Consider the following 23,449-nt stretch of genomic DNA (forward strand, 5'->3'; position numbering starts at 1 on the left):
TTAAGCCAAGACTTGAGCTTGACCAGTGTGACCACAGGCAATACGGTTATTAACAATGCAGGACTTACAGCGGACAAAGTCACTGTAGGCAACGTTGTTATCGACAAAACGACCAATAAAATCACAGGCATCGAAGCAGGTACCAGCAGCAAAGATGCAGTGAACAAAGGTCAATTAGATACATTGGCGGCACAACAAGCGGCAACAGACAGTGCAGCAGTGAAGTACGACAATGCCGCGACGAAAGATAAAGTGACTTTAGGCGGAGCAGCGGGTACCACGATCAGCAATGTGAAAGCAGGTGGAGTCAATGCAAGCTCAAGCGATGCAATTAATGGTAGTCAACTTTATGCAGTATCGAACAGCATTAAAAATGCAATTGGCGGTAGTACGACTATAAATGCAGTGACTGGAGCTATCACCACCAACAACATTGGTGGAACAGGTGCAAACACGATTGATGGTGCAATTAACAATGTCAGCAATGCAGCGAAAGCGGCTAAGACCGAAGTCAAAGAAGGCGACAATATTAAAGTCACTTCAGTGGTTGGAGCAGATGGTCAAAGCATTTACACCGTAGCAACAGCGCAAGATGTAAGTTTCGATAAAGTAACCGTTGGTAGTGGTACTACGCAGATCACGCTTGATGGCAGCACAGGAAAAATTGGTGGTTTAAGCAACAAGACATGGAATGCGGCAAGCATTACCAGTGGACAAGCGGCGACAGAAGACCAATTGAAACTTGTGAGTGATGCACAAACTGCAACAGACAGTGCAGCAGTGAAGTACGACAATGCCTTAACGAAAGACAAAGTCACTTTAGGTGGCGGAGCAGCAGGTACCACGATCACCAATGTGAAAGATGGTGCACTAAATGCCAGCTCAACAGATGCAGTGAATGGTCGCCAACTCTACGCAACCAACCAAAACGTTGCACAAAACACCACAAGTATCAATGCACTAAACACCACGGTGAGCAATCACGGTACACAAATCACCACCAATATCGCAGATATTAGCACCTTAAAAGGTGGCTTTACCCTACAAACGAATGGTGCGAATGCAGGTGCAATCAAAGCAGGCGATACAGTTGATATCGGTGTTGCAGACCTTGCAGATACAAACCTCACTGCGACCAAGACCGGCAAAGACATCGCATTTGCTTTAAGCCAAGACTTGAACCTGACCAGTGTTACGACAGGCAATACGGTTATTAACAATGCAGGACTTACGGCTGACAAAGTAACCGTGGGCGGTGTTGTACTGAATAAAGCCAATAATGACATTACTGGTTTGAGCAATAAGAGTTTATCGGCAGCAGACTTTGCTACACAAGGTCGTGCAGCGACTGAAGAACAGCTAAAAATGGTCAGTGATGCACAAACTGCAACAGATAATGCAGCAGTGAAGTACGACAATGCAGCAACAAAAGACAAAGTCACTTTAGGTGGCGGAGCAGCAGGTACAACGATCACTAATGTTAAAGATGGCGCACTCAATGCAACATCAACAGATGCGGTGAATGGTCGCCAACTCTACGCAACCAACCAAAACGTTGCTCAAAACACCACAAGTATCAGCACACTGAACACCACAGTGAGCAACCACGGTACACAAATCACCACCAATACCGCAGACATTAGTAGCTTAAAAGGTGGTTTCACYCTRCAAACCAATGGTACGAACGCGGGTGCGATCAAAGCAGGTGATACTGTTGATATCGGTGTTGCAGACCTTGCAGATACAAATCTCACTGCGACCAAGACAGGCAAAGACATCGCATTTGCTTTAAGCCAAGACTTGAGCTTGACCAGTGTGACCACAGGCAATACGGTTATTAACAATGCAGGACTTACAGCGGACAAAGTCACTGTAGGCAACGTTGTTATTGACAAAACGACCAATAAAATCACAGGCATCGAAGCAGGCACCAACACTAAAGATGCAGTGAACAAAGGTCAATTAGACACATTGGCAGCACAACAAGCAGCAACAGACAGTGCAGCAGTGAAGTACGACAATGCCTTAACAAAAGACAAAATCACTTTAGGTGGAGGAGTAGCAGGTACCACAATCACCAATGTTAAAGCAGGTGGAGTCAATGCAAGCTCAAGCGATGCAATTAATGGCAGTCAGCTTTATGCAGTATCGAACAGCATTAAAAATGCAATTGGCGGTAGTACGACTATAAATGCAGTGACTGGAGCTATCACCACCAACAACATTGGTGGAACAGGTGCAAACACGATTGATGGTGCAATTAACAATGTCAGCAATGCAGCGAAAGCGGCTAAGACCGAAGTCAAAGAAGGCGACAATATTAAAGTCACTTCAGTGGTTGGAGCAGATGGTCAAAGCATTTACACCGTAGCAACAGCGCAAGATGTAAGTTTCGACAAAGTAACCGTGGGCGGTGTTGTGCTAAACAAAGCCAATAACGACATTACTGGACTAAGTAATAAAGATTTGAAAGCTGCTGATTTTGCAACGAAAGGTAGAGCTGCGACTGAAGAACAATTGAAGCAAGTGATTTCTAGCAACATCACCGAAGTTGTCGATGCTAGTGGTAATAAAGTCAATATTATTGATCAAGTTGTAAACACTAAACTGGATAATACTAATCAAGATTCATTGTTCTTAACTTATAACAAGCAAGGACAGGAAACCACGGATCGTTTGACGATTGGTCAAACTGTTCAGAAGATGAATACTGAAGGTACGAAGTTCTTCCATACCAATGCGGACACGTCTAAAGGTGATTTAGGCACAACCAATGATTCAAGTGCAAGTGGTCTAAATTCTACTGCAATAGGTGTCAATGCTATTGTCGCTGCGGGTGCAGATAGCTCAGTTGCCTTAGGTCATAACGCTAAGGTTCAAGGCGCACAGTCAATTGCAATTGGTAATGGTGCTGAAGCATTAGGTACACAATCAATCAGTATTGGTACAGGGAACAAAGTTAAAGGCAATCATTCTGGTGCAATTGGTGATCCAACAATTGTGAATGGTAATAACAGTTATTCTGTGGGTAACAATAACCAAGTGCTTACAGATGACACTTTTGTACTTGGAAATAATGTCACTAAGACGGTTGCTGGTTCTGTTGTATTAGGCACAGGTTCTGCTGCCACAACAGGTGCAGGTGTTACAGGTTATGCGTTGTCTACTGCAACAAATGCAGATAAGACCGCAATCAATAAAACAACGTCAACAACTGGTGCTGTTGCAGTTGGTGATGCAGCAAACGGTATTTATCGTCAGATTACGGGTGTTGCAGCAGGTACTCAAGATGCTGATGCCGTAAACGTTGCACAATTGAAAGCAGTTGGTAATCAAGTTGTCACGACCCAGAATTCACTTGTGAATAGTTTGGGTGGCAATGCTAAGGTCAATGCGAATGGAACCATTACTGGACCTACCTATAATGTTGCGAAAAGCACTCAAACTAATGTTGGTGATGCATTAGACGCATTAGATAAAGCCATCGAATCTACGGCTGTAACCTCTAAAACAACAGTGACTAAAGGTCAAAATATTGTTGTGAACAAGAGCAAAAATGCTGATGGTTCAGATAATTATGAAATAGCAACTGCGAAAGATTTAACCGTCGACTCTGTTAAAGCGGGTAACACTGTTCTCAATAATGCTGGTATTGCGATTGGTAATAATACTGTTGTATTAAATAACACAGGGTTAATTATTGCAGGTGGTCCAAGTGTCACAACTCAAGGTATTAATGCGGGCAATAAGCAAATTACCAATGTTGCTGCTGGTACAAATACAACTGATGCTGTGAATAAAGGACAATTAGATTCGGCAATTAATAGTGTGGCGAGTGATGTCACTCAGCTTTCTAACAATGCGGTGAAATATGACACTGCATCTAAAGATAAAATCACATTAGGTGGTTCGAATGGAACCACGATTACCAATGTTAAAAACGGTGCTGTTGTTCAAGGTTCGAAAGATGCTGTGAATGGTGGTCAATTGTGGACTGTTCAACAACAAGTGAACCAAAACACCAATGATATTCAAGGTATTCAAACCAGCATTAGTAATATCAACAATGGTAAGTCTGGTTTAGTGCAGCAACAAACACAAGGCGGTGATATTACTGTTGGTAAAGATGCAGGTGGTACAACACTCAATGTATCTGGTACTCAAGGTGATCGTGTTGTTACAGGCGTGAAAGATGGTGCAATTAATGCAACATCGAAAGATGCTGTAAATGGCTCTCAACTTAATACAACAAACAATAAAGTGGCTGAATTCTTAGGTGGTGGGGCTGGTTATAACAACATCACCAATAGTTTTACCAACCCAACGTATAAGGTTGATGGCAAAGACTACAATAATGTAGGTGGTGCAGTCGATGCTTTAAACAAAGCAGATCAAGCCTTAGGAAATCGTATTACCAATCTCGGTGATCGTTTAGAACAAGCCTTTACTGAAACCAACCAACGTATTGATGGTATTGAGAAAAAAGCCAATGCAGGTATTGCGGCTGCTATGGCGTTGGAAGCAGCACCATTTGTTGCAGGCAAATATACCTATGCGGTAGGCGCGGCTTACCATGGCGGTGAAAATGCGGTGGGCGTGACTTTACGTAAAACAGCAGATAACGGACGTTGGTCATTAACGGGTGGGGTTGCAGCGGCATCACAAGGCGATCCAAGCGTGCGTATCGGTATTAGTGGCGTAATTGACTAAGGTGTGAGAAGTGGAGAAAAACATACACAGTTTTTCTCCATACTGCAAAAATTCAAGAGTAATCAATATGAAAAAAGTTATTACAATCGCACTTTCAGCAGCGCTTTTTGGTCTTGCGTTGCCAGTTTATGCAGCAACACCTGTCGCAGTTGAGCAGGAAGATGATGTCTATTTCCCTACGATAGAAAAAAGCTACCTGAAGCAAGTTAATCGCTATGAATACAGCAATGCTGCCCGTTTAGAAGAAGGGTTAAGTAAGGATCAGATTCGTCACTTGCTTGGTAATCCTCAGTTTAGTGAAGGTCTATTTGCGGTTAAAACATGGGATTATGTTTTAGATATTCGCGCTCCGAATAGCCAAGACTACAAGCGCTGTCAATTACGCATCGATTTCAATAAAAACCTTGCTAAGCGTCTGTCTTGGAAAGGCGAAGCATGTGAGAATTTTGTACAGCGCGCTAATTATGGGCAGCAATCCTCTGAAGTTCAACCAATTACATCAGCGGTGAGCTCGGCAAATATTTTGTTTGCATTTGATCGTTATGATGCCGATGCGATACAGCAAGGTAGGCAAGCAGCGGCAGTAATTGCTCAGCAAGTTAAGGATTCTGGTTCAAATCATGCCGTTGTTGTTTCGGGCTTTACTGACCGCATTGGTAATACGGGCTATAACCAGAAATTATCAGCGCAACGTGCAAATACAGTGGTGGAGCTGCTGGTGCAGCAAGGCATTGATGCTAACCGCATTCAGCTCAATGCCAATGGCTCAACCGAACAATATCAATATTGTGAAGGCAAATATTCTCGTGCGCTGGTGGAGTGTTTACTACCAAACCGCCGCGTCAATGTAAGTTGGTAATGATTCTTTCTTCTCAATAAACGTGAGTGATGAGATAGATATTTGATAAGAGGGAAAGGATTGTCCTTTTCCCTCTTATTGCCCGATTTAAGGATCAAGAGAATGACTGAGTTTGCACAAGTTTTAATAAATATTGAACGCATTGATTATAAAAATATAAATTTTTTTTATTACTTAAATAGAATCATAGAAAGTGAAGATAGGTATTGTATTCTTAAAATCATGAGTAAGTTTATTGAATATACGAATTCTTATTATGATGATAAACATCATTTTTTTATACGAAACTTTCCCGAAGGAATGATAAACATTGTTTATCAAAAAAAATCGATTGAAAAATTAAAGAAAATTTATAGAGATTATGAGGGGAACCGTATTGAAAAAGATGAATTATGTGAAGAATTAAGTGATTGGATCTTAGCTGTACCAGCGCAAGCCTAAGCTGAAAATTACTCAACTTTTTCTATTCAGTAAACTTTCAAATAACGGATGTCTACAGAGTATTTTCCCTTGATGGGGGCATTGAGTATTATAAAATTCAGCCACTTGTCTACATTAATCGCTTCTTTAGATAAAGGAATGCGGTGCTCTTTTTTTAGCTTTTATACGTTATTGGTTTTATTCTTACTTTGACTGAATATGATTAATGTTATGCGAATTTTTAATTTTAATTCACTGGCTTGGGTAAGTGCTTCAGCCAAACATACTTCAATATAAAAATTCAATCAAACAAGTCAAAACTTAGATCTATTAAGCGCGATTTTTTATCGTTTGGGCTTTCTTTTTTCTTCACAGTACACGCTCATAGTCAGATTGGTCTCTAAGCGTTATTATAGCGCTCTTCATATTATTGGAATGTGCTATGAAAATCGTCGCAGATGAAAATCTGGCTTTTACTGAATATTTCTTTGCAGATTTTGGAGAAATTCAACAAGCGGCAGGGCGTACTTTAACCCAAGCAGATGTACAGGATGCTGAAGCTTTATTGGTACGTTCTGTGACGAAAGTAAATACGCAGCTGATAGAAAATAGTTCAATTAAATTTGTTGGTAGTGCCACGATTGGTACAGATCATTTAGATATTGCAGCCTTAGAAAAACACCACATTGCATGGTCAAATGCGGCAGGGTGTAATGCTCAAGCGGTTGCTGAATATGTCATTACCGCACTGCTATATTTACAACCGAATTTAATCGATAAGAATGAAAAATTTACCTTAGGGATTATTGGCTTAGGAAATGTGGGTTCGCGTTTAGCATTTATGGCCAAGTTATTGGGTTGGAAAGTGATTGGTTGTGATCCCTTTGTGAATCGTGAAACGATCCAGCAAGTGGAATTGGAAGAACTATTAAAAACGGCAGATGCTATTTCAATTCATGTTCCCTTAACCAAAATCGGGAAGTATCCGACGTTTCATTTGATCAATACCGAGGCGTTGGCACAGATGAAACCCGAAGCGATACTGATTAATTCAGCACGTGGGCCAGTGGTTGAAGAGTCGGCTTTAATTACGGATCTTCAAACGACTAAACGCCCAGTGGTATTAGACGTATTTGAACATGAGCCTGAAATTTCAGCAGAATTACTCAATTTAATTGGTTTGGTCACTCCGCATATTGCAGGCTATAGTTTGGAAGGGAAGGCCCGTGGTACGCAAATGATTTACGATGCTTTTTGCAAAACCTTTAACTTTAGCGCAAATAAGCAATTTGAAACGCAATTGCCTGTATGTGAACAATATTTCCAAAATCAGGATTTAAAGCAAGCACTGAAACAACATCTGAATCAAATTTATGATATTGCGCGAGATGACTCAAATTTACGTGCTTGTTTAAAAGAGGGTAAAGTCGATCAACAGGCTTTTGATTATTTACGTAAAACCTATCCATTACGTCGTGAATGGGCAGCGCATGGAGGCCCTCAAGCATGAGTATGGAAAACACTAAAATGGTCAATACTGAAATGGTCGATTATCAGCCCACCTGTGATATTAAAGCTTTAAAAGCACGCGCCAAAATGTATGCCCAAATTCGTCAATTTTTTGCCGAACGTGAGGTCTTGGAAGTAGAAACGCCAATATTGTCCCAAGCGGGTGTAACCGATGTACATTTAGCGTCAGTTCAGGCGCAGCGTCATCTTGGTGGAAAGCAACACACTCATTATTTACAGACTTCACCTGAGTTTGCCATGAAGCGTTTATTGGCAAGTGGTAGTGGCCCGATTTACCAAATCTGTAAAGTCTTTCGTGATGATGAACATGGTCGTAAACACAATAGTGAATTTACCATGTTGGAGTGGTATCGCCCAAATTTAAGCTTAAAAGAATTAATGTTTGAAGTTACTGATTTACTTAATGTGACTTTGGCACATCGTTTTGGTGAAGTACGTCCAACCATTTTAAGTTATAAACATGCTTTTATGGATCGTTTGAACCTCAATCCATTACAAGCTAGTTTAAAACAGTTAAAAGATTGCTGTAATCGTGTGGGTTTAAATCTAGATTTAGGTGATGACCGTTTGGGTTATATCGACTTGTTATTTTCACATATGGTTGAACCGAGTTTAGGCTTTGATACACCGGTATTTTTAACCGATTTTCCAGCTGAAATGGCATCTCTTGCCAAAGTCAGAACCGACGAAGATGGCGAGCATGTTGCAGCACGTTTTGAGCTATATATTGAAGGCTTAGAATTGGCAAATGCCTATGATGAATTGATTGATGCCGCGGTGTTACGTTCTCGCTTTGAAGCAGATAATTTGGAGCGTCAAAAACTTGGTTTACATGTGATGCCGATTGATGAATATTTATTAGCAGCATTGCCAAATATGACTGAATGTTCCGGCATCGCTTTAGGAATTGATCGTTTATTGATGATTGCTTCGCAGCAAATGAAGTTGGAAAAAGTGATTACTTTCCCTGCCCATGTTTCTTGAAAATTTTGCTAAAAAACTTTATAAATCACTCCCTTGCGTAGCAGCGCTACTCACCTTTAAAAAAGGGAGGGGAAGTTCTTCATTTTTTTAAAGATGAACCGAACTGCTAGGCAAGGGGGGTAAAATAAAAAGCTTCTCTTGTGAGTAATGCCAGTCAGTTAAGAAATTGACGGGCTTTTTTATTTTAAATTCATGATGTTATTCGATACGCGGAAATTTCATCCGCAACTGTTCGAGGCCAGACTACTTTGAAAAAGTAAAGTTTCTGCGATGAATTGATCAATAAAAAGTATTTGACGAGTTTTGCGGTGAGGCGCACTACGCCGCAAGATGCCTTTCTTGCGAACTCAAAATATATTTTGAGGCTTCTCATTTGGGCTTATCCAAAGTAATAGATGAGTTCCAAGTGTTTGATTTAAAGATATAAGACTCCGTTATGAATAGCTAAAAAGCTAAGGAGTTGATTGTAAAACCCCTTAACTGATCAGCATTATCTTTTGTGAGAAGCCTTTTTTCCAATCTAGACAATTAAAACAGTTTGCTGTGCTTTTAACGCTTCAATTGCTTTGATACGACGTTGAATAAGCATTTCACCAATATCGGGGCCTTGAATATCGGGGGGGAGATCTTGTGCTTTAATGCCACGAACAACCTCCATCGCATCGAGTACATATTGCGCTTGTGGATATTCACGGTTCTCTAAACCTAAACGACCCCGTGAATCACACTCACAAGCTTGAACATAGGCTTCAACACGTTCAGGACGACGTAATACATCTAAACGTTGTAATAAGCGCCATAAAGTGCCCGGTTTAAGGGTTAATGCTTGATGACATTTTAAATGTTCTTTACATACCGCAATTGCAAGCTGCTTGGTATGGGTTGGTACTTTAAGTCGCTCACAAACTTCGGTGACAGGTGTTATGCCTCGTTCTTCATGCATGATATGACGGGGTAACTCATCGACTGGAGTAAGCGCCTTACCTAAATCATGCATTAAAACAGCAAAGCGTACTTCCAGTGAGTAATTGGCTTTACAGGCTTGTTGTAATGACATCATGGTATGAATACCACAATCAATTTCTGGATGATATTCAGGACGTTGTGGAACGCCATACAGAGCATTTAATTCAGGAAAGAGGACTTTTAGGGCACCACAAGTACGCAAAGTTTCAAAATACTCATCTGCATGATTTTCCATCAAGGCACGGGAGGTTTCTTTCCAAACCCGTTCAGGTGTTAATGCTTCTAATTCGCCCGATTCTGCCAATTGCTGCATCAATGCTAAAGTTTCAGCTGCAATGCTAAATCCAAGTGATTTATAACGTGCTGCAAAACGTGCAATACGCAGTACACGTAAAGGATCTTCTACGAAAGCATCGGATACGTGGCGGAGCACCCGATCTGCTAAATCTTGTTGACCATTATAGGGATCATAAATATTGCCATCATCATCCATTGCCATGGCATTAATGGTTAGGTCACGCCGAATGAGATCTTCTTCAAGCGTAACACTGACATCAGTATGAAATTCAAAACCATGATAACCATGACCAGATTTGCGCTCAGTACGGGCTAATGCATATTCTTCTTTTGTTTTGGGGTGTAGGAAAACAGGAAAATCTTTGCCTACAGGTTGATAGCCAAGCGCAATTAGTTGTTCGGGTGTAGCACCGACAACGACATAATCTTTTTCGTGATAGGGGTGACCAAGTAAGTGATCACGTACTGCACCGCCTACTAAATAAACTCGCATGAAAAAACCTCTATTCTTCAAGCAATCATGCTACAGAATAGAGGTTTTCTCAAGTAAAGAACCTTAGCTTTTTGCTAAAGATTCCTTTTTATTCAGCTTGCGCTTGTTGAATTTCAGCAACAGTCAATGCCGTCATATTCACCAAACGGCGTGTTGTCGCTGTTGGCGTAAGAATATGAACTGGTTTTGCTGCACCAAGTAAAATAGGACCAATGGTCACATTATTACCTGATGTAGATTTCAATAAATTGAATGAAATATTGGCCGCATCAAGATTTGGCATAATCAGTAAATTTGCTGAACCTTTGAAACGTGAGTTCGGGAATGCAAAGTGACGAATGTTTTCATCGAGTGCTGCATCACCATGCATTTCACCTTCAACTTCAAGATCAGGCGCAATTTCGCTTAAAATTTCAAAAACTTTACGCATTTTTTGTGCACTGGCATCTTGCTGATCACTACCGAAGCTGGAGTGTGAAAGCAGAGCAACACGAGGTGTCATACCAAAGCGACGAACTTCTTCTGCTGCTAAAATGGTCATTTCAGCAAGTTGTTCAGCCGTTGGGTTGGTATTGACATAGGTATCAGCAATGAACAGGTTACGATCATTGAGCATGAGTGCATTTAAAGTAAAGAATGTGCTGCGACCTTCTTTCAAGCCAATCACATTTTTAACGAAATCTAAATGAATATCATAGCTCGAATAAGTACCACAAAGCATACCGTCTGCATGACCAAATTTCACCAGCATTGCAGCAATCAGGGTAGAGCGACGACGTGATTCACGTTGAGCATACTCAGGTGTTACCCCTGTGCGTTGCATGGTTTGATAGTAATCATCTGCAAACTGTTCGTAATGCGGATTATTTTCTTGATCTACAATTTCAATGTTGACACCGTGTTCAAGACGCAAACCTAATTTTTTGATGTTTGCTTCAATAACAGCAGTACGACCCACCAAGATTGGTTTTGCCAAACCTTCATCTACCGCAATTTGAACTGCACGAAGAACACGCAAGTCCTCACCTTCAGCATAAGCAATGCGTTTAGGGTCAGATTTTGCTTGTGCAAAAATTGGTTTCATCATAAATGCAGAGTTATAGACAAACTCAGATAATTTTTGACGATATGCAGAGAAATCTTCGATAGGGCGAGTCGCCACACCAGAATCCATTGCTGCTTTTGCGACAGCAGGGGCAATTTCAAGGATTAAACGTTGATCAAGTGGACGTGGAATAAGGTAGTCACGACCAAATGATGCAGATTTTTCACCATATGTTGCAGCATCAGCTTCGATATGTGCCATACGTGCAATGGCATGTACACAAGCAATTTTCATTTCTTCGTTAATTGTGGTTGCACCAACATCTAGAGCACCACGGAAGATATAAGGGAAACAAAGTGCATTATTCACTTGGTTTGGATAATCCGAACGACCCGTTGCCATAATCACGTCATCACGAACTTCATGTGCATGTTCAGGCAGAATTTCAGGGTCTGGATTTGCCAAAGCAAAAATAATTGGATTTTCTGCCATCACTTTAACCATTTCTTTGGTTAAAATGCCTGCCGCAGAAAGTCCGAGGAACATATCTGCACCAGCAATCACATCTGCCAGTTGAGTGCCTTCAATGTCTTGAACATAGCGTTTTTTAGATTCATCAAGGTTGTCACGTTTGGTTGTTAACAAACCACGTGAATCGGCAACGGTAATGTTTTCCTTGCTCGCACCTAAAGCACACAGCAAATCTAAACATGACAATGCAGCAGCACCGGCACCTGAAGCAACAATTTTAATCTCTTCAATTTTTTTGCCAGTCAGTTGTAAAGCATTCAGTAACGCTGAACCGACAATAATAGATGTGCCATGCTGATCATCATGAAACACAGGAATATTCATGCGTTCACGCAGTTTTTTCTCAATATAGAAACACTCTGGTGCCTTGATATCTTCAAGGTTAATACCACCAAAAGTCGGTTCTAATGCAGCAACGATATCGACAATTTTGTCTGGATCGTTTTCAGCAATTTCGAGGTCAAATACATCGACACCTGCGAATTTTTTAAATAGTACACCTTTACCTTCCATTACAGGTTTAGATGCTAATGGGCCAATGTTGCCTAGACCTAAAACGGCTGTACCATTTGTAATAACAGCAACCAAGTTCCCACGTGCGGTATAAAGTGCTGCTGTTGATGGGTCGCGTTCAATCTCTAAACATGGCGCTGCGACACCTGGAGAATAAGCAAGCGCTAAGTCATGTTGGTTGACCAGCTGTTTACTTGGTGTAACACTGATTTTCCCTGGTGTTGGGTGTTCGTGGTAGTACAAAGCTTGCTGTTTTAATGATTGATCGTCCATCTGTATCTCTATTGTTGCTTGAGTTGTCCAGCCCGAGCGGGTGGTGGTTTTTTGCTTACTTTAGTCGAATATAACATTTGTTACGACCTTAGCACAGTCGCGAATATACCTTTTTCCAGTAAACTTATACTTAGGTCGGTAGACTTATATTAAGCAGGTATAAGTCTACACTTGAGAAGGTATGAGCCTGTGTTGCTCTAAGAAGATTGTGGCTTCACTTTCGGGTAAAGGCTTTGAAAACAAGAAGCCTTGCGCAATGTCACATTTGAGATCTTGTAAGTACTGAAGTTGTTGCTGGGTTTCAATACCTTCAGCAACCACCATCATGCCCATAGCTTTGCCCATGGCAATCATGGCACTGACAATAGCCTCTTGTTTATTTTCGCCAATTTTAGAGATAAAGCTTCGATCTATTTTTAATATATCAATTGGAAAATCAGCAAGATAGGATAATGATGAGTAGCCAGTTCCAAAATCGTCGAGGGAGATGTTGATTTTACGTTCTTTGATTTCATCGAGTAGATTCTTAACCGTAATTGAGTTCTCAAGCAGCGATGATTCGGTAATTTCAAGCTCTAGACTTGACCCTGATATTTGGTAAGTTTGAATGGCATAATCAAGGTCTTCAAGCAACTGCCCCCGTTGTAATTGTTGGGCAACCACATTGACCGATACACAGATATTATTAAAGCCTAAATCATTCCAGTGTCGAATTTGTTTAGCGGTTTGTTGTATAACAATTCGACCAATATCTGAGATTAAACTGGTTCGTTCTGCTAAAGGAATGAACGAATTGGGTGGAATAATCCCTTTGGTTGGATGGTTCCAACGGACAAGGGCTTCAAAACCATAAATATTTTGGTCGCTAAAATTAATTTTGGGTTGATAGTAAACAATCAATTCATTGTTATTAATCGCAAGTCTTAAATCGCGTTCTAAATAAATACCTTGTTCAAGCAAGGCTGTATTTTTGTTTGAATAGTAACGAATGGTATTGCCACCTAAGTTTTTAGCTTCGGTTAATCCTTGTTCGGCACAATTATTCAGATAATCAAGTTGGCGACCATTTTCAGGGTAGAAAGCAATGCCCATAGAGAGGGTGATAATATGCTCTTGATCAAAAATAGTGAAGGGGAGTGAAAATGCTTGACTGATCCTTTCACAGTGTTGTTGAATCGATGGTCGAATATGTGAAATTTCATAGACAATTGCAAAGTCATCACCATTTAAATGAGCCACAAATAAGGCTTCTGCGTTGGTGAGTCGCAGTCTTTGAGCAACTTGGCGTAATAATTCATCGCCACCACTATTGGATAAGAATTCATTCAAAGGTCTAAAACGATCAATATTGAGACGGATCACAGCAAGCTGTTGAATAGAGTCCTTTTGGCTCACCAAATATTGGTGCAATTGATAATTATAATAAAAACGATTCGGTAGGTCGGTGAGAGGGTCGTAATTTTCTAAATAGGAGAGACGCTGTTCTTGTAGTTTGCGTTCAGTTAAATCAGAAACAATACCAATATAGTGTGTTACACGATTTTGCTCATCGGTGATGGCATTAATGTGCATCCAAACGGTGAGTTCTTTACCCGAGAGAAACTTTTCATTTATTTCCCCATCATATTCACCTGTTTTAAGTAGTTGATTGATGATTAAATAGTGATCATTTCTTTGTTGGGATTTATGGTTTGCAGTAATATCAAATAAATGTTTGCCAATGATTTTTTCTTGTGAAAAATTGGTCAATTTTTCATAGAATGGATTGACGTCGATGTAACACAGTTGTTCATCAAGTATAAAAATACCTTCTGAAGCTTGTTTTAGTACGCTGGCTGCAAGTTTTAAACGTTCTTGATCGGTGCGCTCTTGCTGAATATCACGACGAATACCGACCATACGTAAAGCTTTTTGATTGATCGGATCACGGCTAATGACTCTGCCAATATCGTGAACCCATTTCCATTTTCCAAGACTATTTTGAATTCGATACGTGGCTTCATACAGATTTGATCGACCACGTAAATGTTGTTTCATCGAAAATTTGAAATGTTCGACATCATCGGAATGAATAATATTTTGTAGCTGGTGCTGATGCTGTTTTAAAGCTTTTAATGTCTTTTGTTGTTTGGAATTGGTGATTAAAATTTCCCGATCTTTAATATTCCAATCCCAAGGTCGAAGTCCTGCAATTTCATGTGCCAACACCAGATTTTGTTGCTGATTTTCTAAATCGGTGTTCATTTTAGCGAGATCGAAAGTACGTTCTTTGACTTTTTGTTCAAGCAGCTGATTGTTTAATTGTAATTGCAGTTCAATCTCTTTTGATTTGTTAATTTCGGTTTTTAATTGCTGACATAACTCATCTGTCCATAGGACTTGTTGCTCTGCATTTTTAACCAAGCGGTTATTTTTGCAATACAGCGCTGAAATACGTTGATGAATACGCGAACTGGTATTTGCACAAAGTAAAATGACAATCAGGGCAAAATTGATTGTTAAATGGAATAAATAATTCGAGGTGTCAGCAGCAATAAATTGTGAAGCAAGATAAGGTAAAATTGCCGGAATAAAGGCTAAGCAAAAATAATTGAGCCGTTGGGTTAAAAACGTTAACGCAAATGCTTGGCTCACAATCAGCAGTAAAGCCGATAACATCAAGCCATGAACTGGGTTGAAATCATGGTTATACTGCGGAAGATAGTAATAAATGAGAGCAATACCCACCCCGATCCAGCTTCCTGTCGCCAAAAATTGAAATTGAAGCCAACGATGTGCATGCTTTAATGAGAAATTACGGGGCTTAAAATAGATACTGGTAATCAGTAAGCTTAAGCAACAAAACAGTGCCGTACTGATAAACCAAAGGTTTAAATAGAAAGATGGTTTGGCAAAATAAAATTGATAAATACAATAAATATACAGGGATACAATCACAATACTGACGAGAAAAAATCGGCTAAGACGAATCGTGTTGGTAATTTGTGCAGCACTCACATGCTTATTGATATATTCGTCCTGAATATTTGACATAAAAGCAAAAACCTTATTTTTGTTTTGCGATAAATTAACCCATCAAAATTTACTAGCGTTTAAAAAAAAGCAAAACTTTTTTTAAATCTATATTTATCATTAGAATCAAGAGTAATAATGTTATTTAAAAAAATCAATCGAATTGCGACTATTTACCTAGAATAAGGTGAACTAAACAGTTAGGTTATAATTTAAAATAGATAAAGCAACAATTGGCGCAGTTTCCGTCCGTAAGACGCGATTGCCAATACACCAATTGATGAATCCTACTTTATTTGATAATTCAATTTCACTTTCACTTAAACCCCCTTCGGGGCCAATCAGCAGTGCAATATTTGGCGTTGCATTTTCAAGTACATTGATTTGGTCTTTATTTGGCGCAAGTACCAGTTTGGTGGTGGGTAATTCAGTTTCAAGCCAGTCGGCCAATGCAAGCGGTGCTAAAATTTCTGGAACGCGATTCATGCCACATTGTTCACATGCTGCAATGGCAATACCTTGCCAGTGGTCGATTTTTTTCTGGTCACGATCATATTTTAAACGCATTTCACAGCGTTCAGACGTTAAAAGTTGAATTTGTGAAACACCCAATTCAACTGCTTTTTGAATCGCATAATCCATACGGTCACCTTTGCTCATCACTTGTCCGAGCAAGGTGCTAAAAGCAGGCGTGCGATCATCAGGGTTAAATGTGTCGACAGAAACACTTGCTGCTTTTTTTGAAATATCAACAAGTGTCACTTCATATTCGCCACCTTGTCCATTAAACAAAGTGGCACTTTCACCGACTTTTGCACGTAATACTTTCACCCAGTGGTGAAAAACGGTTTCCGTTAATTCAACATGCGTATCAACAGCTAAATCAGCTTCAATAAAAAAACGCGGCATGTGGTATTACTCTCAAAAATCGGTGAAAAGAAAAATTATGCTAAACCTAAGTCAAGCACAAGTTGACGATTAGGCTCAGTCTGGTTCATGGTGTAGAAGTGTAGACTTGGTGCACCGCCTGCAATTAGGCGTTCACAGAGTTTCACCACGACTTCATGACCAAAGGCTTTAATGCTTGCGCTATCATCACCATAAGTGGCTAATTGTTTACGAATCCAACGTGGGATTTCAGCACCCGTACCATCTGCAAAGCGAATTAGATTGCTGGCATTGGTAATCGGCATAATGCCAGGCGCTACAGGAAGATCAACGCCTTCTTTTTGTAAGCGATCGACAAAGTAGAAATACGCATCTGGATTAAAGAAGAATTGAGTCAATGCTGAATTGGCGCCTGCACGAGCTTTAGTGATAAAGTTTTGAATATCTTGATCAAAGCTTTCGGCTTGTGGATGCATTTCAGGGTAGGCTGCGACTTCAATATGGAAGTGATCACCAGAATGTTCACGAATGAATGCCACTAAATCAGAGGCGTAAGGTAATTCACCTAGACCCACTTGACCTGAAGGTAAGTCGCCACGCAGTGCAACGATACGGTCAATGCCTTGTGATTTATACAAATCGAGCAATTCGGCAATACGTGCTTTGTCATCACCAATACAAGACAGGTGAGGGGCAACGGGTGTGCCTTTACCATTAAAATCGTTGATGGCAGCGAGTGTACGTTCACGTGTTGAACCACCTGCACCATAAGTTACTGAAAAGAACTCAGGATTCAGCAGTTGTAATTCTTGATGAACTACACGAAGTTTTTCTGCACCCACATCAGTTTTAGTCGGAAAAAATTCAAACGAAACTGGAATACGTTTGCTCATTTTTCAAATCCTTTTTTTATAAATATTTAAAATTTTAACCCTCATCCTAACCTTCTCCCTGAGCCATATATGGCGCAAGAGAAGGAACTCCCTATTCATTTTGCAATCAAAATTCCCTCTCCTGAGCGTGCTTTAAGCATTGCTTTAAAGTTCAGCGCAAGTGAGGGCTAGGGAGAGGTATTAAGAACTTAGTATTTATAAGAGTCAGATTTGAATGGGCCTTCAACAGGAACACGCAAGTAGTCTGCTTGTACTTGAGTTAACTGAGTCAATACGCCACCAAAACCAGCAACCATTGCCGCAGCAACTTCTTCATCTAATTTCTTAGGAAGCAGTTCTACACGAATTGCAGCTTGTTTTTGATCTTCCGCAAGATCCGCAAATTTTTCAGCGAATAAGTGCATTTGACCTAATACTTGATTGGCAAAAGAACCATCCATGATACGTGATGGGTGACCTGTTGCATTACCAAGGTTGACCAAACGACCTTCTGAAAGAAGGATTAAGTAATCGTTATCGTTTTCTGTACGATACACTTGGTGTACTTGAGGTTTAACTTCAACCCACTTGTAGCCACGTAAATAGTTGGTGTCGATTTCAGTGTCAAAGTGACCGATGTTACAAACCACAGCACCTGCTTTTAAAGTATCAAGCATTGCAGCATCGCACACGTGGTAGTTACCCGTAGTTGTTACGATCAAATCAGTATTTTGAAGAAGATCAGCATTTACATCTTCTTTCTTACCCGTTTGAACGCCATTTTTATATGGAGAAACAACTTCATAGCCATCCATACATGCTTGCATTGCACAGATTGGATCAACTTCAGTAACACGTACAATCATGCCTTCTTGACGAAGTGATTGCGCAGAACCTTTACCTACATCACCGTAACCGATGACTAATGCACGACGACCAGACATTAACATGTCAGTACCGCGTTTGATGGCATCATTCAATGAGTGACGGCAACCGTATTTGTTGTCATTTTTAGATTTAGTGACTGAATCATTGACGTTGATTGCAGGAACTTTTAAAGAACCGTCTTTCCACATTTCTAAAAGACGTTGAACACCTGTTGTGGTTTCTTCAGTAATGCCGTGGATTTTAGCAATCAATTCAGGATATTTGTCATGAACAACAGCAGTTAAGTCACCGCCATCATCTAAAATCATGTTGGCATCCCAAGGTTTGCCGTTCACATTAATTTGTTGTTCAAGGCACCACATGTATTCTTCTTCTGTTTCGCCTTTCCAAGCAAATACAGGAACGCCAGATGCAGCAATTGCAGCAGCAGCATGGTCTTGAGTCGAGAAGATGTTGCAAGATGTCCAACGAACTTCTGCGCCCAATTCAACTAGGGTTTCAATGAGAACCGCAGTTTGAATGGTCATGTGGATACAGCCGAGGATTTTTGCGCCAGCAAGTGGTTTTGCAGCAGCATAACGACGACGTAAACCCATCAATGCTGGCATTTCAGCTTCAGCAAGTTTGATTTCTTTACGGCCGTAATCAGCAAGTGAAATATCAGCAACTTTATAATCTGTAAATGAAGCAGTAACCGCGTTCATCAGGATCTCCTAGTTATTAAATAACAATAAAAATAGATTGGATCGTTATGTTCGCGGATGCCGTTGTTAATCAAAACCAGTGTTTTACAGAAGCTTTGACCGAATTGTCGAGCCTAGCGATTTCACATTACTGTTTTTGAAAATCAGCCTGTGAAAAAGTCGCAGCACCCCTCGACGAGTTGCATATTGTACTTGGAAATTGTTGTAGTTCCAATGTCGTTTTGCTTATTATCAACACAATCATCTTTTTTGAATTGTATTATGGCTTTGAATATCCCTGAATCCTTAATGAACCTTGAAGCAAATGGCGGTATTTATGCTGTATGGATGATGCTGCAACATTTAGCTATAGATGCTGATATTGAGCAACTTATAGATGTATGTGGCTACGAAGCAGAACATGGTACGGCAACCATTGGCTTAGCGGTGGGATTAAAAAAATTTGGTTTCAATGTTCAATTTTATACCGATGAAGACCCCGACCTTCAAGAACAAGAAAAACTGAGCTATGCAGAAGCAGAACAACTAAAACTTCCTGTTTTACCTGCCATCAATTACCAGCAAATTCAACAGGCATTTGAGCAAAATAAATTTGTCATTGTGTATTACGATACTTTAGAAGAGGTCGGAAACCACTCACTGGTTTATTCGATAGATGAGCAGGAAATCTGCTTCTTTGATTCTTTTGAACCAATGTCTGCATCTGTTTTTGAACAACAGCGTCAAGCAGAGGGCATCTGCCGACAAGTAATCGTGATTGATAATTCAAATTCTTGAATATTTTCAGAAAAATAAAGATTAAAGAAGAAGTTAAAAATGAAAAAGATTATCGGAATATTGGCATTTATTTCAATGCAAATTAGTGCCAATGACAGTACTGGCTACGTCTCTACGGGTGGTGTGCAGTATCTGAAAAATAATAATATTCAAATGTACAGTGAAGACTTATTCATTAGTAAAAATCAGATTAAAGTTGATTATCAATTTAAAAATTTAACCCATAAAGACATTTCTGAGACGGTACTTTTTCCGCTTCCGCCGATAGAGAATTTCTTTGAATCAGATTTTGCGGATACGGAAAAATTGCTAAACAGCTTTAAAGTGCAGGTGAATGGCAAAAATATTCAGCCAGAAATGCATGTGAGAACATTTATTCAAAAAAATGAGCACTCAAAGCCAATCGATGCAACCGAGCTATTTAAGCAATGTGGTTTTACGCAAACTGAAATGCTGAATCCGTGGAATAGAAAAATCTATGAATATGAATTGTTTGAAAATAAATTAAGACGTTGTCCTAATGTACAGTTAAAAAATCTTTTGCCAAAGAGTCAAAGTGAAGCAATAGTGTGGTCTTCTCAAGTGATTTACAGTTGGCAGCAAAGCTTTAAAGCCAGCTCATTGACGCGTGTACAGCACCAATATGCACCATTGGTCGGTGGTTCAGTGTCCTTATATCCAGCAGAAGATGAAAAATCGTATTGCATGGATGGTAATTTTAAAGCGGGTTTAAAGAAAGCCAAGTCACAGCATGCACCTTATTCAGCTTTGGGCTATATTTTAAAAACGGGTGCCAATTGGGCTAAACCGATTGAGCACTTTAAGCTCACAGTTGAACGTGATACAGATGAGTTGGTCTCTTTTTGCTGGGCTGGAAAGGTGACTAAAATGAGCCCAACACGCTTTCAAATGCTTGAAAAGAATTTTCTGCCAAAGCAGGATTTAGAGATTATTTTTGTTCGAAAATTTTAATCCGTGCAGACCAAGAAGCCGATCATTCGATAGGCTTCTTGGTTAAATTTATTCAGCAGCTTTGACTTTCTCATTCCAATAATCTGCTTTTTCTTCATCAATCTCTACACCTAAACCATGCTCATAGATACAGACTAAATCACGCATCGCTTGAACTTCACCCAGTTCGGCTGCTTGTTTGACCAATTCAACCGATTTCGCCACATCCTTTTCAACCACATCACCACGACGGTAAAAATTTGATAGCTCTAAAATTGCAGTAGGGTATTTATGTTTACTGGCTTGTTCTAACCAGCGGTATGCATGTTCAAAATAGGTTTTTGCCTCTTCAGGATCTTCTTCTAACATATCTTTTGCATAGAAAGTATAGCCTTCACCTAACCAGTACATGGCTTCAACATGACCTAATTGTGCGGCTTTAAGCGCCCATTCTTCAGCCAGTGCAACATGGTCTTCATTTTCACTTTGCATATAAATTTCAGCAAGTTCAAATTGTGCATCACGATTACCTGCCATGGCACGATTAAACAGTTCGGTAGAAATAGGGAGGTCAGACATAACAAATCCAAAGGACATAATGTGTATAGCGTAAATGGTCGGCGTAAAAAAACCAATCCATAGATTGGCTTTTTCAAGCTGTTATTTAATTTTGAACGCTTAGATGAGATAGGTTATGCAACTTAAAATGGCAATCAAAATACACGCCATCACCCATTGTTTTGCTTTATGTGCAAAATAGCTTAAACATAAACCGACAAATAAAGCAGAGAAGGTTAGTGCGCCAATCCAATAACTGATCATATTGCTTAAGTTGCCATGAGTGATACAGATCACCAGTGCAATGATTAATAATACCCAGCCTACAAGCGTTGCAAGTTTAGTTTTTGATGCTGTTAATTCACGACCAAAAATTTGCTTTTGATGTTTTGACATACAACTTGCTAAAGCAAAGAATGCCACAGTACAGATTGACCAAATCAGGATGAAAAAAATCATGCTTCAGGCTCCTGAGTAACTTTGGCTTTTTTAACGGGGAGACCTTTGTGATTTTTCACTTTCTGATAAGAATAGAAGAACAAGATTGCAAGTAGCCACATGGCTAAATCAAATGAAGCGATCATCCATTGCTCATTGGCAATACTGTTCCATAAGGCTTGACCACCTGTCATAAAGTTAATAACAGGTAACAGGGCAAATGCAACTGTTGCAAAAATAAGTAATTCTAACCATGCTTGACGGTGTGGACGAATCGCAGCATAAATTAAACTGAGTAGCCAGATGATAAAGAAGCTACGAATTTCCCAGTCTGAACGCATGTCCATTTCAGCAGGAATAAAACGGTTGGCATAAAAATATGCAGCACAGGCAATCGGTAAACCAATAATCGCTGTAATATTGGTGACTTCGACTACACGATAACCAAAGGATTTATAACCTTGTTTTTGTTGCTGAGGGGCACGTTTTACACACCATAATATTAGACCTGTTGCCACCATCAATGTGCCAACGATTCCTGAACAGAACAATAACCAACGTAGGGCTAAGTCGACACCACGGGCTTCATGGAGTACGGTCACGACATTATAAATAGCCATCGGTACAGATGGGTTTTTTAGACGTGAACTGTCATCTGTGATGTTTTGACCTGTCACAGCATTAAATTCTAAGCTGTCATAAACATTGCGATGAGCAACACTTTCCCCCAATAAGGCACGTAATTCAATTTTGCCTTGATTGGTATTTGGCGCAATGATCGTGATTGAACCTACAGGATTGCCTTTCCACTTTTGTTGTGCAGTCGCCAAAATAGGAGCGATGTTTGCTAAAGGTGCGGGTTGAGCTTCAGGTTTTTGACGCTGTTGCCGTTTTTCACGACCTTCACCGTGTTGTTCCGTATTTCCGCCACGAGCTTGCGAATTGTTTTGACGATTAGTATTACGTCCCTCAGCACGTTCGTTTTTATTTTCTTTATTTTCGACCAGTGCACGACTTTGTTCTTGTAGGAATTGTCCTCGGTCTTCATAAATTTGGTTAATTCCCCAAGGCATGAGTGTAAATAGCAGCAGTAATAAGCCACTAAAAGTAATCATGATATGAAAGGGTAGCGCAAGTACAGCAGTGGCATTGTGTGCATCTAACCAAGAGCGTTGTCCTTTGCCTGCACGGAAGGTAAAGAAGTCTTTAAAGATTTTTTTATGGGTAATCACACCGCTAATAATGGCAACCAGCATAAGTAGGGTTGCAATTCCAACCAGCCAACGTGTCCATAATCGTGGTAAGCCATACAATTCAAAATGGAAACGATAGAGAAAACTACCACCACGAGTATCGCGTGCTTCAAGTACTTCACCTGTTGCGCTATCTAAGGTGATTCGTTCACCGCCACGCCGTGCGCGAGGATCTTCACCAATTTTACGAATATTAAGTAGGGTTGTATTTTGCCGTGCATTCGGCAGTTGAATATTCCAACTGCCAGCATTCGGATGGTTTTTTTGTAAATAATTGAGCGCCACTTGCGTTTGTTGAATTTGACTGCTCTGAGGTACAGATTGGTGTAATTCAGGTTTCATCCAAACCGTGATTTCATTTTGGAAAAAGCTTAAAGTACCGGTCAAGAATATTGCATACAACAACCAACCAAGAATTAAACTTGCCCAAGTATGTAACCATGACATGGACTGGCGAGGCCCTTCCTGTTTTGCATCTACGCGCATA

At 40.1% G+C, this 23,449-nt stretch carries 16 protein-coding genes; 7 read left to right on the forward strand and 9 right to left on the reverse strand.

Translation table 11 applies throughout. The features are described 5' to 3' along the window. The 5 genes from B9T30_RS10225 to epmA form a co-directional block, all read left to right on the forward strand. Positions 1 to 4,710, forward strand: a 4,710-nt coding sequence (locus B9T30_RS10225; RefSeq protein WP_086184887.1) for a YadA-like family protein, incomplete at its 5' end; no start/stop codon positions are given. A 67-nt stretch (positions 4,711 to 4,777) separates the two neighbouring features. Beyond that, positions 4,778 to 5,569, forward strand: a complete 792-nt coding sequence (gene tpgA / locus B9T30_RS10230) for a trimeric autotransporter adhesin/peptidogylcan-associated protein TpgA (protein WP_086184888.1) — start codon at positions 4,778 to 4,780, stop codon at positions 5,567 to 5,569. 102 nt (positions 5,570 to 5,671) lie between these two features. Further along, the gene (locus tag B9T30_RS10235) at positions 5,672 to 6,010 is read left to right on the forward strand and encodes a hypothetical protein (protein ID WP_086184889.1); all 339 of its coding nucleotides are present in this window, start codon (positions 5,672 to 5,674) and stop codon (positions 6,008 to 6,010) included. 421 nt (positions 6,011 to 6,431) lie between these two features. After that, on the forward strand, positions 6,432 to 7,499 hold the full coding sequence (locus tag B9T30_RS10240; protein ID WP_086184890.1) for a 4-phosphoerythronate dehydrogenase: 1,068 nt from the start codon (positions 6,432 to 6,434) through the stop codon (positions 7,497 to 7,499). A 32-nt stretch (positions 7,500 to 7,531) separates the two neighbouring features. Beyond that, positions 7,532 to 8,503 carry an EF-P lysine aminoacylase EpmA gene (epmA, locus tag B9T30_RS10245; protein ID WP_171264158.1) on the forward strand — a complete coding sequence of 324 codons (972 nt, stop codon included), beginning with the start codon at positions 7,532 to 7,534 and terminating at the stop codon, positions 8,501 to 8,503. A gap of 520 nt (positions 8,504 to 9,023) precedes the next feature. Here the strand turns inward: epmA and B9T30_RS10250 are convergent. The 6 genes from B9T30_RS10250 to ahcY all read right to left on the reverse strand — a co-directional run bounded on the left by B9T30_RS10250 (position 9,024) and on the right by ahcY (position 18,985). Then, positions 9,024 to 10,259 (reverse strand): multifunctional CCA addition/repair protein, encoded by a 1,236-nt coding sequence (locus B9T30_RS10250; protein ID WP_086184891.1) that lies wholly within the window; start codon positions 10,257 to 10,259, stop codon positions 9,024 to 9,026. A gap of 88 nt (positions 10,260 to 10,347) precedes the next feature. After that, positions 10,348 to 12,621, reverse strand: a complete 2,274-nt coding sequence (locus B9T30_RS10255) for an NADP-dependent malic enzyme (protein ID WP_086184892.1) — start codon at positions 12,619 to 12,621, stop codon at positions 10,348 to 10,350. A 165-nt stretch (positions 12,622 to 12,786) separates the two neighbouring features. Beyond that, positions 12,787 to 15,654: an EAL domain-containing protein gene (locus B9T30_RS10260; RefSeq protein ID WP_086184893.1), complete on the reverse strand. Its 2,868-nt coding sequence runs from the start codon at positions 15,652 to 15,654 to the stop codon at positions 12,787 to 12,789. A 171-nt stretch (positions 15,655 to 15,825) separates the two neighbouring features. Next, positions 15,826 to 16,542 (reverse strand): 16S rRNA (uracil(1498)-N(3))-methyltransferase, encoded by a 717-nt coding sequence (locus B9T30_RS10265; RefSeq protein ID WP_086184894.1) that lies wholly within the window; start codon positions 16,540 to 16,542, stop codon positions 15,826 to 15,828. A 35-nt stretch (positions 16,543 to 16,577) separates the two neighbouring features. After that, entirely contained in the window at positions 16,578 to 17,414 is an 837-nt protein-coding gene (gene metF / locus B9T30_RS10270; RefSeq protein WP_086184895.1) for a methylenetetrahydrofolate reductase [NAD(P)H], read from the reverse strand. 188 nt (positions 17,415 to 17,602) lie between these two features. Continuing rightward, positions 17,603 to 18,985: an adenosylhomocysteinase gene (ahcY, locus tag B9T30_RS10275; protein ID WP_086184896.1), complete on the reverse strand. Its 1,383-nt coding sequence runs from the start codon at positions 18,983 to 18,985 to the stop codon at positions 17,603 to 17,605. A gap of 261 nt (positions 18,986 to 19,246) precedes the next feature. Here ahcY and B9T30_RS10280 point away from each other — a divergent pair, with 261 nt between their 5' ends. Then, complete coding sequence (locus B9T30_RS10280; protein WP_086184897.1) at positions 19,247 to 19,762, forward strand: peptidase C39; 516 nt, start codon at positions 19,247 to 19,249, stop codon at positions 19,760 to 19,762. A 39-nt stretch (positions 19,763 to 19,801) separates the two neighbouring features. Next, the gene (locus B9T30_RS10285; RefSeq protein WP_086184898.1) at positions 19,802 to 20,734 is read left to right on the forward strand and encodes a DUF4424 family protein; all 933 of its coding nucleotides are present in this window, start codon (positions 19,802 to 19,804) and stop codon (positions 20,732 to 20,734) included. A gap of 48 nt (positions 20,735 to 20,782) precedes the next feature. On the opposite strand, the gene B9T30_RS10290 is transcribed toward B9T30_RS10285, so the two are convergent. The 3 genes from B9T30_RS10290 to B9T30_RS10300 all read right to left on the reverse strand — a co-directional run bounded on the left by B9T30_RS10290 (position 20,783) and on the right by B9T30_RS10300 (position 23,448). Next, on the reverse strand, positions 20,783 to 21,292 hold the full coding sequence (locus B9T30_RS10290; protein WP_086184899.1) for a tetratricopeptide repeat protein: 510 nt from the start codon (positions 21,290 to 21,292) through the stop codon (positions 20,783 to 20,785). Between the two features lie 99 nt (positions 21,293 to 21,391). Then, on the reverse strand, positions 21,392 to 21,730 hold the full coding sequence (locus B9T30_RS10295; protein ID WP_086184900.1) for a DUF3325 domain-containing protein: 339 nt from the start codon (positions 21,728 to 21,730) through the stop codon (positions 21,392 to 21,394). Further along, positions 21,727 to 23,448, reverse strand: a complete 1,722-nt coding sequence (locus tag B9T30_RS10300) for a PepSY-associated TM helix domain-containing protein (protein WP_086184901.1) — start codon at positions 23,446 to 23,448, stop codon at positions 21,727 to 21,729. The genes B9T30_RS10295 and B9T30_RS10300 overlap by 4 nt, the downstream gene beginning before the upstream one ends. Position 23,449: the final 1 nt, after the last annotated feature.

Source organism: Acinetobacter sp. ANC 4973 (assembly GCF_002135275.1).
In the GTDB taxonomy this organism is placed as follows: Bacteria; Pseudomonadota; Gammaproteobacteria; order Pseudomonadales; family Moraxellaceae; genus Acinetobacter; species Acinetobacter kyonggiensis.

What these genes read in the sequence shown, in the direction of transcription:
- tpgA (WP_086184888.1), top strand. Translation starts at nt 4,778, where the DNA reads ATGAAAAAAGTTATTACAATCGCACTTTCAGCAGCGCTTTTTGGTCTT.
- B9T30_RS10235 (WP_086184889.1), top strand. Translation starts at nt 5,672, where the DNA reads ATGACTGAGTTTGCACAAGTTTTAATAAATATTGAACGCATTGATTAT.
- B9T30_RS10240 (WP_086184890.1), top strand. Translation starts at nt 6,432, where the DNA reads ATGAAAATCGTCGCAGATGAAAATCTGGCTTTTACTGAATATTTCTTT.
- epmA (WP_171264158.1), top strand. Translation starts at nt 7,532, where the DNA reads ATGGTCGATTATCAGCCCACCTGTGATATTAAAGCTTTAAAAGCACGC.
- B9T30_RS10250 (WP_086184891.1), bottom strand. Translation starts at nt 10,259, where the DNA reads ATGCGAGTTTATTTAGTAGGCGGTGCAGTACGTGATCACTTACTTGGT.
- B9T30_RS10255 (WP_086184892.1), bottom strand. Translation starts at nt 12,621, where the DNA reads ATGGACGATCAATCATTAAAACAGCAAGCTTTGTACTACCACGAACAC.
- B9T30_RS10260 (WP_086184893.1), bottom strand. Translation starts at nt 15,654, where the DNA reads ATGTCAAATATTCAGGACGAATATATCAATAAGCATGTGAGTGCTGCA.
- B9T30_RS10265 (WP_086184894.1), bottom strand. Translation starts at nt 16,542, where the DNA reads ATGCCGCGTTTTTTTATTGAAGCTGATTTAGCTGTTGATACGCATGTT.
- metF (WP_086184895.1), bottom strand. Translation starts at nt 17,414, where the DNA reads ATGAGCAAACGTATTCCAGTTTCGTTTGAATTTTTTCCGACTAAAACT.
- ahcY (WP_086184896.1), bottom strand. Translation starts at nt 18,985, where the DNA reads ATGAACGCGGTTACTGCTTCATTTACAGATTATAAAGTTGCTGATATT.
- B9T30_RS10280 (WP_086184897.1), top strand. Translation starts at nt 19,247, where the DNA reads ATGGCTTTGAATATCCCTGAATCCTTAATGAACCTTGAAGCAAATGGC.
- B9T30_RS10285 (WP_086184898.1), top strand. Translation starts at nt 19,802, where the DNA reads ATGAAAAAGATTATCGGAATATTGGCATTTATTTCAATGCAAATTAGT.
- B9T30_RS10290 (WP_086184899.1), bottom strand. Translation starts at nt 21,292, where the DNA reads ATGTCTGACCTCCCTATTTCTACCGAACTGTTTAATCGTGCCATGGCA.
- B9T30_RS10295 (WP_086184900.1), bottom strand. Translation starts at nt 21,730, where the DNA reads ATGATTTTTTTCATCCTGATTTGGTCAATCTGTACTGTGGCATTCTTT.
- B9T30_RS10300 (WP_086184901.1), bottom strand. Translation starts at nt 23,448, where the DNA reads ATGCGCGTAGATGCAAAACAGGAAGGGCCTCGCCAGTCCATGTCATGG.